Source organism: Paucibacter sp. PLA-PC-4, from assembly GCF_026241155.1.
Classification (GTDB): Bacteria; Pseudomonadota; Gammaproteobacteria; order Burkholderiales; family Burkholderiaceae_C; genus Roseateles_E.
Genome location: NZ_JAPFGP010000011.1, coordinates 194,224 through 203,348 on the forward strand (window position 1 = coordinate 194,224; position 9,125 = coordinate 203,348).

The following is a 9,125-nucleotide window of genomic DNA, read 5'->3' on the forward strand; positions in this document are numbered from 1 at the left end:
GGGTAGGGCAGGGTGGGCTCTTGATTATCCACATCCGATGCTGCACCGCAGCCAAGCTGTGTATCCGCTAGCATCTTGCTTACAAGACCGCCAGATCGGAGCGCCATGGTCACCGAAGTGGAGAGTACCTTGCTGGCCCTGTACGAGGCCATCAGCGAGCAGGACGGCATCTGGCAGGGTCGCCATGGCGACTGCGTGCTGAGCAGCAGCTTTCAACCCATCTACAGCTTTCCTCACCGCCGGCCGGTCGGCTACGAGGCCCTGGTGCGGGTGCAGGACGGGCAGGGTCAGCTGTTATCGCCGATGAGCTTGTTCGAGCGGGTCGGCAGCTTCGAGGAGCAAGTGAGGCTGGACCGGCTGTGCCGCTTGCTGCACGTGCACAACTTCGTCGCCCAGCAGTCGCAGGACAGCTGGCTGTTCCTGAACGTGCATGCGGCGGTGTTCGTCAACGTCACCGAGCAGGCCGAGATGCTGGCGCGCGCGGTCGAGGTCGTGCACCAACTGGGCCTGCCGATGCAGCGCTTGGTGTTCGAGGTGACCGAGGACGTGATGTCGCAGGACCACAAGTTCGAGCTGGCCGTCGAGCAGGCGCGCGCCACCGGCTGCCTGCTGGCGCTGGACGATTTCGGGGTCGGCCATTCCAACTTCGACCGCATCTGGCGCATTCGGCCCGAGATCGTCAAGCTCGACCGCAGCCTGCTGATCCGCGCGATGGACTCCAAGCGCATGGCCCGCGTCCTCAGCCAGATGGTGGCCCTGCTGCACGAGTGTGGTGCCCTGGTGCTGCTGGAGGGTGTCGAGACCCAGGACGAGGCCCATCTGGCGCTGGACGCCGATGTCGACCTGGTGCAGGGCTATGCATTTGGTCATCCCTCGCCGCAGCTGCTGAGCAAGGCGGTCAGCGGCGAGGTGGAGAGCGCCTGGGAGCTGTTTGACCAGCGCCATCTGCATGTGCGGCATGCTGACGAGGAGCGGGTCGCGCCGTTTCGCACCGCGCTGGCCCTGGCTTTGCAGCCTTTGCAGCAGGGCCGGCCGCTGGCCGAGGCCTGCGCGGCGTTTTTGCAGTTGCAGCAGGCGCAGCTGAGCTATCTGCTGGACGAGCAGGGCCGCGAACTGGGCGAGCGGGTTGCGCCGCCCGGCCGGGTCGATGTGGCCGATCCGCGCTATGCGCCGCTGGAGCGGGCCGGCGATGCCCGATGGGCGCGCCGCCCCTACTTTCGCCGCGCGATCGCCGCAGTCGGTGACGTGCAAGTGACCCGCCCCTACCTCAGCCTGCACGGCGCCCGCATGTGCGTCACCGTCTCGGTGGCCTTCTGGCGCGACGGCCAGTTGCAGGTGCTGTGCGGCGATATCGACTGGGGCCTTGCCGAAGGCGACTGATCACGACTTCTTTGTGCGGCCTGGCGCCGGATCGTGCTTGCTGAGCCAGCCGAAGAACTCGCCGTACCAGAGCTTGCTGTTGCGCGGTTTCAGGATCCAGTGGTTCTCGTCGGGATACCAGAGCAGCCGCGCATCGACGCCCTTGGCCTTGAGCGTGTTGTAGTACGCCAGGCCCTGGGCATCGGGCACGCGGTAGTCCAGCGCCCCGTGGATCACCAGGGTCGGCGTGGCCATGTTCTTGGCGAAGGCGTGTGGGCTTTGCGAGGCCACCTTGGCGGCATCGTCCCAGTACCAGGCGCCGAGTTCCTTGGCATGCCAGGTGTAGGCGTCGTCGGCGAACATGGCCTGCCAGTCGTAGCAGCCGGCGTGGCAAACATAGGCCTGGTAGCGGCCCGGTTTCACATGGCCGTTCATCCAGGCGACCATGTAGCCGCCATAGCTGCCGCCTGTGGCGAAGACGCGCTTCTTGTCGGCCCAGGGTTTTTTGAGGATCCAGTCGGTGCCGGCCTCGACGTCCTGCAGCTCCAGCTCGCCCCAGCGCTGGGTGATCGAGTCGAGGAACTGATAGCCGAAGCTCGACGAGCCGTGATAGTTGACGCAGGCCAGCACATAGCCCTGCGACGCAAAGACCTGATGGTTCCAGCGGAAATGCCAGCTGTCACCGAAGGCGGTGTGCGGGCCACCGTGGATCAGGTGCATCACGGGGTATTTCTTTTTGGCATCGAAACCGGGCGGGTAGACCAGCCACATCTGCACATCGTCGCCTTGGGCGCCCTTGTAGACCACCTCCTCGTGGCGGCAGAAGGTGTAGTCGGCCAGCAGCGCGTCGTTGAAGGACTCGATACGGCTGATGACCTGGCCGTGGCCCTCCTCATCACCCTCGCTGACAACGACCGACAGGCGCGGCGGATGCTGGACGCTGTCGTGCTGCACGACCAGGGTGCCGGCTTCCAGCGCGAAGGCCGTCGCATTTCCTCCCTCGAAGAGCTTGAAGGCCTCGCAGGTCTTGACGTCGAAGCGCCAGAGGTGACGGCGGCCGCGCTCCTCGGCGCCGAACAGCAAGCCCAGATCGTCCTCGTCCCAGCGTAGCGGCGCAGTGACCTCATAGTCCCAGTGCTCGGAGAGCACGGCCCAATGGCCTTGCGTGTCCAGCACGGCCAGCTGCGAGGGCATGGTGTGCTTCTTGCCCTGGTGGCTGGCCAGAAAGGCCAGGTGTTGCCCGGCGTGGCTGTAGCGCGGCGCCTGCAGGTCCCAGTCCTTGTCTTGCAGCAGCGTGCGGATCGCGCCGCTCTTGAGCTCGACCTCGGCCAGCGCGTAGCGGTTGTCCAGGCGCTTCTCGGCAGCGGGGTCGAAGGCGAATACGATGCGCTTGCCGTCGGGTGCGATGTCAAAGCAGTTGGCGTCCGGGTCGGCACGGGTCAGCTCGATGTCCGTGCCCTCGAACAGGTCGCGGGTCTTGCCCGTGGCTACATCCATCACGTGCAGATGCGCGACCCGGCCCATCGGTACATGGTGGTCCCAGTAGCGGTAGACCGCCTCGCTGGTGACATAGCCCGTTGCCTTGCGTTCCTTGAATTCTTTGTGTGCCTTGGCCTGGGCGTCCGCGCCCTTCAGCCCGGGCCAGACCCAGGAGATGAAGGCGATGCGCTTGCCGTCCGGAAACCATTTGAAGGCCTCGACGCCGGTGGCCACACTGCCCACGCGCCGGGCCTCGCCGCCGTCCGGCGCGATCAGATAAAGCTGGGCTTCCTCGTCTTTGCTGCCTTCTTGCTCGCGGCGGGCGATGAAGGCGATCCGGTCGCCTTGCGGGCTCCATTGCGGCTGGCCGTCCTTGTCGCCGGCGCTGGTCAGCGCGCGCGGCGCCCCGCCCAGCGTCGACAGCAGCCACAGGCCTGACTGGGCCTTGTTGTTCTCCATCGAGTAGCGGGTGACGGCGGCCACGGCCTGTGCGCCATCGGGCGACAGGCTGGGGGCGCCGACACGCTCGATCTGCCACAAGGCGTCGACGTCGAAAGTCTTCTTGGGGGTCTTTTTCAGCGGGGTTTTGCGAGTTGCCATTGCAGATGGGTTTTGACGGTGGGCCATTCGGTCGCGGTGATGCTGTAGACGGCGGTGTCGCGCAGCGTGCCGTTGCTCGCGCGCATGTGGGCACGCAAGACGCCGTCAAGCTGGGCGCCCAGACGCTCGATCGCGCGGCGACTGGCACTGTTGAAGCGGTGGGTGCGGAACTCGACTGCGATGCAATCGAGGGTCTCGAAGGCATGCGTCAGCAGCATCAGCTTGCATTCGGTGTTCAGTGGACTGCGCTGCACACTGTTGCCATACCAGGTCGAGCCGATCTCGACGCGGCGATTCGCGTTGTCGATATTCATGAAGGTTGTCATGCCGACGATGCGCTGGCCGGCATCGAAGACCGTGAAGGGCAGCATGCTCTGCTTGGCCTGCAGGTCGAGCCGGCGCCGGATCTCGGCGCCCATGCCTTCGGGCGTCGGGATCGCCGTGTACCAAAGTTGCCATAGCTCGCCTTCGCGCACGGCGGCTTGAAGGCCGGCTTCGTGCTCGAGGGCCAGCGGTGCCAGCGTGGCGTGATGGCCGCCTAGCGTGACCGGTGTGCAGATGGCCGCCGCCTCAGTGTTTGCCATTCAGCCTCTCAGGATCAGTTTTCGCGCCAGCCAGCGGCCCAGGCCGCAGCCCACTAGGATCAGCACCAGGCCGATCAGCTCGGGAACGCCCCAGGCGGTGCTGGCGATGAAGTCATAGCCCAGCCAGCGGCCGAGCTGCCAGCCGGCCAGCGCGCCGAGCACGAAGCCGACCGCGTCGGCCGTACCTTGCCGCAAGGCCTTGCCCAGGTCTTGGCCGCTCATCGGTTGTTCCGTTGCATGAAGACCAGTTTCTCGAACAAGGTCAGGTCTTGCTCATTCTTCAGCAAGGCGCCCACCAGCGGGGGGATCGTGACCCCCTGCCCATTGCCGTCCTTGCTTTGCAGCGCGTCCGTCGGGATGTCCTCCGCCACCAGCAGCTTCAGCCAGTCCAGCAGCTCGCTCGTCGAGGGCTTCTTTTTCAGGCCGGGCAGATTGCGCACGTCGAAGAAGGTCTTCATCGCGGCGGCCAGCATTTCGGACTTGATGTCGGGGAAATGCACGTCGACGATCTTTTGCATCGTCGCGGCGTCGGGGAACTTGATGTAGTGGAAGAAGCAGCGGCGCAAGAAGGCGTCAGGCAGTTCCTTCTCGTTGTTGGAGGTGATGAAGACCAGCGGGCGATGCTTGGCCTTGATCAGTTGGCGCGTCTCGTAGCAGTAGAACTCCATGCGGTCGAGTTCGCGCAGCAAGTCGTTGGGGAACTCGATATCGGCCTTGTCGATCTCGTCAATGAGCAAGGCCACCGGCGCATCGGCCTCGAAGGCCTGCCACAGCACGCCCTTGACGATGTAGTTCTCGATATTGCGGACCTTGTCGGTGCCCTCGATGCCGGAGAGCTGGCTGTCGCGCAGCCGGCTGACCGCGTCGTACTCATACAGGCCCTGCTGGGCCTTGGTCGTGCTCTTCACATGCCACTGCAGCAGCGGCAGCTTCAGCGCCTGGGCCACTTCCTCGGCCAGCATGGTCTTGCCGGTGCCGGGCTCGCCCTTGACGAGCAGGGGGCGTTGCAGCGTGATGGCGGCATTGACCGCCAACATCAGGTCGGCGGTGGCGACGTATTGGTCCGAGCCTTGAAACTTCATGGTGTAGATCAACGACAGATGGGCAGCGGGTCAGTATACGGGCCCCCTATAATCGCGCCCGGTGTCAGATCCAGACCCAGCACTACAACACTCGGGACCATGAAAAAACTGCTGCAGATTTCGCTCGCTTTGGCCGCTACCGTCGGAGCCCTGACCTCGGTGCAGGCGCAGGATGTGGCCGCCGGGCAGAAGAAGGTGGCCATGTGCATCGGCTGCCATGGCATCCCGGGCTACCAGTCCAGCTTCCCCGAGGTGTACAAGGTGCCGATGATCTCGGGCCAGGGTGCCAAGTACATCGCCGCCTCGCTGACCGCCTATGCCAAGGGCGAGCGCAAGCACCCGACGATGCGTGGCATCGCGCTGAGCCTTACAGAGCAGGACATCGCCGATATCTCGGCCTACTACGAGCAGCATGGCAAGAGCACGACGACCGTGCCCGAAGCCGCCGTACCCGCCAGCGCCCAAGTCACCGAACTGCTGAGCAAGGGCGCTTGCGCGTCCTGCCATGGTGCGAACTTCAGCAAGCCTATCGATGGCAGCTACCCCAAGATCGCCGGTCAACATGCCGACTACCTGTACGCCGCACTGAAGTCCTACCAGGTCGAAGGCAACACCGTGGTTGGCCGCGGCAACGCCATCATGGCCGGCCAAGTCAAACAGTTCAGCCATGCAGAATTGAAGGCCATGGCCAAGTACTTGGCCTCGCTGCCGGGCGAATTGAAGGTCGTGCCGCAGTCCAAGCTGCGCTGAAAAATCCGGGTTTGCCCGAGTGAACCGCCTCTTGTAGGCGGTTTTTTTGCGCCTGATTTCGGCATGTTCTGGGGCATGAAACCCCATACTGAGGGCCTGTCGCATCAGCATCAGTCGCGCCATGCTCAAGAAGATTCCCGCCGCGCAGGTTCGGCTCGGCATGTTTTTACAGTCGATGGAGGGACCTTGGCTCTCGCATCCGTTTTGGCGGACCAAGTTCGTGCTGCAGGACCCAGCAGATCTGGAGGCGCTGGGGGCTAGCGGCGTCATGTCGGTCTGGATCGATGTCAGCAAGGGTGTCGATCTGGAAGTGCCGGCGGCGGCCAGCGCTGCGGCGATGCCTGCCGTGACCGCCGTCACCTCGGCGCCACCGCCGCCACCACCACCGCCACAGCCGCCACAGCCGCCACAGCCGCCACAGCCGCCCCGCCCAGCGCCAGCAGCCTCTCGAGCCAGCCTGGGCGAGGAGATGGCGCGCGCCAGCCAGTTGGTGAGCCGATCACGCGAGACGGTGATGAGCTTGTTTGGCGAGGCCCGGCTCGGGCACGCCGTCGATGCTGAGCAATGTCTGCCCCTGGTCGAGGATGTGGCCAGCTCGGTGGCGCGCAACCAGTCGGCGCTGATCAGTCTGTCGCGGCTCAAGACCAAGGACAACTACACCTATATGCACTCGGTGGCGGTGTGTGCGCTGATGGTGGCACTGGGCCGGCAATTGGCCTTGTCCGAACAGCAGGTGCTCGAGGCCGGTCTGGCCGGCCTGCTGCACGACGTCGGCAAGATGATGATGCCCATTGAGGTGCTCAACAAGCCCGGGCAGCTCAACGATGTTGAGTACGCGACGATGCGCTCCCACCCCAGGCTGGGCTTCGAGGCGCTCAAGGCCGGCGGGGCGGTGCCCGATTCGGCACTCGACGTCTGCCTGCACCATCACGAGAAGATGGACGGCAGCGGCTACCCGGACAAGCTGGCCGGCGAGCAGATCAGCCTGTTGGCGCGCATGGGGGCGGTCTGCGACGTCTATGACGCAATCACGTCGAACCGGCCGTACAAGGTCGCCTGGGACCCGGCTGGCTCGATCCAGCGCATGGCGCAGTGGCAGGGACATTTCGATTCGGTGGTGTTCCAGGCCTTCGTCAAGAGCGTCGGCATTTTTCCGGTCGGCACCTTGGTCAAGCTGCATTCGGGCCGGCTCGCGGTGGTGATCGAACAAAATCCCGCCAAGCTGGTGGCGCCGGTGGTGCGGGTGTTCTACTCGACCCGCTCCAAGCTGCCGGTACCGGTTCAGGTGCTGGATCTGTCGCAGGCCTCCTGCAACGACAAGATCGTTGGCCGCGAGCTGCCGCAGGACTGGGGCTTCACTCATCTGGACGACCTGTGGGCCAAGCCCGATGCGCGTGGCTGATCCGGGCTAGCCCCATCAGGTGAATCCCAGGGGTTGGGCGCTGCCGCGCCTGCCTACACTCGCGCCACAGTTCGTTCACAGTTGGGAGTTCCCGAATGAAGAGAAAGCCGTTTTTGCTGCTGGGCTTGGTTGCCGCCGCCTGTGCACTGAGCGTGCAGGCGCAGACCCTGCGCTGGGCTAGTCAGGGTGATCCCCAAACCATGGACCCGCACTCTCAGAACGAGAGCATGACCAATATGATGAACGGTCAGGTCTATGAGCGGCTGACCAAGCGCGATGCCAAACTCAATATCGTGCCGGGCCTGGCTTCCGAGTGGAGCCAGACTTCGCCCCTGGTGTGGCGCTTCAAGCTGCGCCCTGGCATCAAGTTCCATGACGGCTCGCCGCTGACCGCCGATGACGTGGTGTACTCCATCAACCGCGCCAAGGAGCCGACCTCTCAGATCGCCGTCTATGCGGCTGCCGTAGGCACGCCGAAGAAAATCGACGATCTGACTGTGGAGTTCCAGCTGCAGACGTTCAACCCGATCTTTCTGCAGCATCTGGACACGCTGTGGATCATGAGCAAGAGCTGGAGCGAGCAGCACAAGGTGACCCGCCCGCTGGACTTCAAGAACAAGGAAGAGGCCTACACCAGCCGCAACGCCAATGGCACCGGGCCCTATATGCTGGTCACCCGCGAGCCCAGCGTGAAGACGGTCTACAAGCGCAATCCGAACTGGTGGGGCAAGTTCGATGGCAATGTGCAGGACATCGTGTTCACACCTATCGGTAACGACGCGACCCGCCTGGCCGCTCTGGTGTCCGGCGAGATTGACTTCGTGCTGGACCCGGCGCCGCGCGATGTGCCGCGGCTGCGCAATACGCAGGGCGTCAAGATCGTCGACGGGCCTGAGAACCGGCTGGTGATGCTGGGCATGGACCAGGCGCGCGACAAGCTGCTCTACGGCGCCGTGCCGGGCGACAAGAATCCGCTGAAGGACCAGCGCGTGCGCAAGGCGCTTTATCAGGCCATCGATGTCGAAACGATGCGAACGAAGCTGATGAACGGCCTGTCGGTGCCCACCGGCGGGCTGACGCCGTCGCCGCTGGGTTCCTACAATGATCCGGCCATCGAGACTCGCTACCCCTTCGACATCGCCGCCGCCCGCAAGCTGATGGCCGACGCCGGCTATGCCGACGGCTTCGAAGTGACTTTGGACTGCCCGAACAATCGGTATATCAACGACGAGGAGATCTGCCTGGCCGTGGCCACGATGTGGGCGCAGCTCAAGGTCAAGGTCAAGGTCAATGCGATGCCGCGCGTGACTTTCTTCCCCAAGGTCGAGAAGCTCGACACCAGCATTTACCTTTACGGCTGGGGCGGCGCGATCACCGATGCCGAGACCATGATGACCCCGGTGCTGCGCAATCGCGGCGAGAAGGGTGTCGGCGCCTACAACTACGGCAACTTCAAGAATGACAAGTTCGACCAGTTGGCTGCGCAGAGCAGCGGCGAGGCCGATCCGAAGAAGCGTGAGCAGTTGATCAAGGCCGCGCTGATGGAGGTCAAGGAGCAGGTCAATGTGATCCCGCTGCACCGTCAGGTCATCCCCTGGGCCGCGCGTACCAATGTCAATGTGGTGCACCGCGCCGACAACTGGTTCGAGACGGCCTGGGTGACGGTCAATCCGAAGTAAGCAGCCCCGAGCTGATGGGTGTCATCGAGCTGATGGCCCTGAGTAGCCACTAACAAGGCCCTTCGCAGTCCGTGTCAATACTCTGGCACTGACCAGAAGCCCTGAAGACAATGCCCTGCAACGCAAGTTGCAGGGCATTGTTCGTCATGGGCTATGTACAAGGACAGAGTCGAGACCAGGGCAGCCTGTT

General features: G+C 64.1%; 8 protein-coding genes. 4 read left to right on the forward strand and 4 right to left on the reverse strand.

All coding sequences use genetic code 11. The annotated features are described in order from the left end of the window. The first annotated feature begins 105 nt into the window (after positions 1-105). Positions 106-1,380, forward strand: a complete 1,275-nt coding sequence (locus tag OOZ63_RS18065; protein ID WP_266006984.1) for an EAL domain-containing protein — start codon at positions 106-108, stop codon at positions 1,378-1,380. Here OOZ63_RS18065 and OOZ63_RS18070 read toward each other — a convergent pair whose 3' ends face one another. Genes OOZ63_RS18070 through OOZ63_RS18085 form a run of 4 tightly spaced genes read right to left on the reverse strand, consistent with a single transcriptional unit; the run spans position 1,381 to position 5,104 of the window. Further along, on the reverse strand, positions 1,381-3,438 hold the full coding sequence (locus tag OOZ63_RS18070) for an alpha/beta hydrolase family protein (protein ID WP_266006985.1): 2,058 nt from the start codon (positions 3,436-3,438) through the stop codon (positions 1,381-1,383). Next, a complete protein-coding gene (locus OOZ63_RS18075) occupies positions 3,414-4,022 on the reverse strand; it encodes a GNAT family N-acetyltransferase (RefSeq protein WP_266006986.1) in 609 nt (202 codons plus the stop codon). Before OOZ63_RS18075 ends, OOZ63_RS18070 begins: the two co-directional genes overlap by 25 nt. Next, positions 4,023-4,244 (reverse strand): hypothetical protein, encoded by a 222-nt coding sequence (locus OOZ63_RS18080; RefSeq protein WP_266006987.1) that lies wholly within the window; start codon positions 4,242-4,244, stop codon positions 4,023-4,025. Continuing rightward, positions 4,241-5,104 (reverse strand): AAA family ATPase, encoded by an 864-nt coding sequence (locus OOZ63_RS18085; RefSeq protein WP_266006988.1) that lies wholly within the window; start codon positions 5,102-5,104, stop codon positions 4,241-4,243. The genes OOZ63_RS18080 and OOZ63_RS18085 overlap by 4 nt, the downstream gene beginning before the upstream one ends. 99 nt (positions 5,105-5,203) lie before the next feature. Between OOZ63_RS18085 and OOZ63_RS18090 the strand changes: the two genes are divergently transcribed. The 3 genes from OOZ63_RS18090 to OOZ63_RS18100 all read left to right on the forward strand — a co-directional run bounded on the left by OOZ63_RS18090 (position 5,204) and on the right by OOZ63_RS18100 (position 8,935). Then, on the forward strand, positions 5,204-5,854 hold the full coding sequence (locus OOZ63_RS18090) for a c-type cytochrome (protein WP_266006989.1): 651 nt from the start codon (positions 5,204-5,206) through the stop codon (positions 5,852-5,854). A 121-nt stretch (positions 5,855-5,975) separates the two neighbouring features. Continuing rightward, positions 5,976-7,256: an HD-GYP domain-containing protein gene (locus OOZ63_RS18095; protein ID WP_266006990.1), complete on the forward strand. Its 1,281-nt coding sequence runs from the start codon at positions 5,976-5,978 to the stop codon at positions 7,254-7,256. A 95-nt stretch (positions 7,257-7,351) separates the two neighbouring features. After that, positions 7,352-8,935: an ABC transporter substrate-binding protein gene (locus OOZ63_RS18100; RefSeq protein ID WP_266006991.1), complete on the forward strand. Its 1,584-nt coding sequence runs from the start codon at positions 7,352-7,354 to the stop codon at positions 8,933-8,935. Positions 8,936-9,125 lie beyond the last annotated feature (190 nt).

What these genes read in the sequence shown, in the direction of transcription:
- OOZ63_RS18065 (WP_266006984.1), top strand. Translation starts at nt 106, where the DNA reads ATGGTCACCGAAGTGGAGAGTACCTTGCTGGCCCTGTACGAGGCCATC.
- OOZ63_RS18070 (WP_266006985.1), bottom strand. Translation starts at nt 3,438, where the DNA reads ATGGCAACTCGCAAAACCCCGCTGAAAAAGACCCCCAAGAAGACTTTC.
- OOZ63_RS18075 (WP_266006986.1), bottom strand. Translation starts at nt 4,022, where the DNA reads ATGGCAAACACTGAGGCGGCGGCCATCTGCACACCGGTCACGCTAGGC.
- OOZ63_RS18080 (WP_266006987.1), bottom strand. Translation starts at nt 4,244, where the DNA reads ATGAGCGGCCAAGACCTGGGCAAGGCCTTGCGGCAAGGTACGGCCGAC.
- OOZ63_RS18085 (WP_266006988.1), bottom strand. Translation starts at nt 5,104, where the DNA reads ATGAAGTTTCAAGGCTCGGACCAATACGTCGCCACCGCCGACCTGATG.
- OOZ63_RS18090 (WP_266006989.1), top strand. Translation starts at nt 5,204, where the DNA reads ATGAAAAAACTGCTGCAGATTTCGCTCGCTTTGGCCGCTACCGTCGGA.
- OOZ63_RS18095 (WP_266006990.1), top strand. Translation starts at nt 5,976, where the DNA reads ATGCTCAAGAAGATTCCCGCCGCGCAGGTTCGGCTCGGCATGTTTTTA.
- OOZ63_RS18100 (WP_266006991.1), top strand. Translation starts at nt 7,352, where the DNA reads ATGAAGAGAAAGCCGTTTTTGCTGCTGGGCTTGGTTGCCGCCGCCTGT.